This window comes from Vibrio sp. 1288 (assembly GCF_033344475.1).
Genome location: NZ_JAWPOX010000520.1, coordinates 1 through 701, shown reverse-complemented (window position 1 = coordinate 701; position 701 = coordinate 1). Strand labels below are relative to the sequence as shown.

Here is a 701-nt window from a genome sequence, read left to right as displayed (position 1 = left end):
CGATCACGTCACGTAAGCCACAAACGACGCGTCACCGCATCATGGGCGTCGACACAGATGGCGATTACCAAGCGATTTACGTTGATACACCAGGACTTCACATTGAAGAAAAACGTGCAATCAACCGTTTGATGAACCGCGCTGCAAACTCCTCGTTGAGTGACGTGAACCTAGTTTTCTTCTTGGTCGATGGTACCCATTGGACTAAAGACGACGAGATGGTGTTGACCAAGCTTCAGAAATCGAACTTCCCTGTTGTACTTTGTGTTAACAAAGTCGATAACGTGCAAGATCGTAATGAAGTGATGCTACACATGGCTGAAATGTCTAAAAAAATGGACTTTGTCGATGTAGTGCCAATCTCTGCGAAGCAAGGTAAGAACATTGATGTATTGCGCAAGCACGTACGTAATCACCTGCCGAAAGCGACGCATCACTTCCCTGAAGAATACGTAACGGATCGCTCTCAGCGTTTCATGGCTTCAGAAATCGTACGTGAAAAGCTAATGCGCTTTACTGGTGATGAACTGCCATATTCTGTAACGGTTGAGATTGAGCGTTTTGATTACAACCCAGAAACGGACGGTTTCCATATCAATGCTTTGATTCTTGTTGAACGTAATGGTCAGAAGAAAATGGTGATTGGTAAAGGCGGCGAGAAGATCAAAACCATTGGTCGTGAAGCACGTCTAGATATGGAA

Annotated in this window: 1 protein-coding gene; it reads left to right on the top strand. The window is 44.9% G+C overall.

Translation table 11 applies throughout. The features are described from left to right. Window positions 1-2: 2 nt before the first annotated feature. A partial coding sequence (gene era / locus R8O11_RS27770) for a GTPase Era (RefSeq protein ID WP_318194941.1) occupies window positions 3-701 on the top strand: 699 nt, incomplete at its 3' end.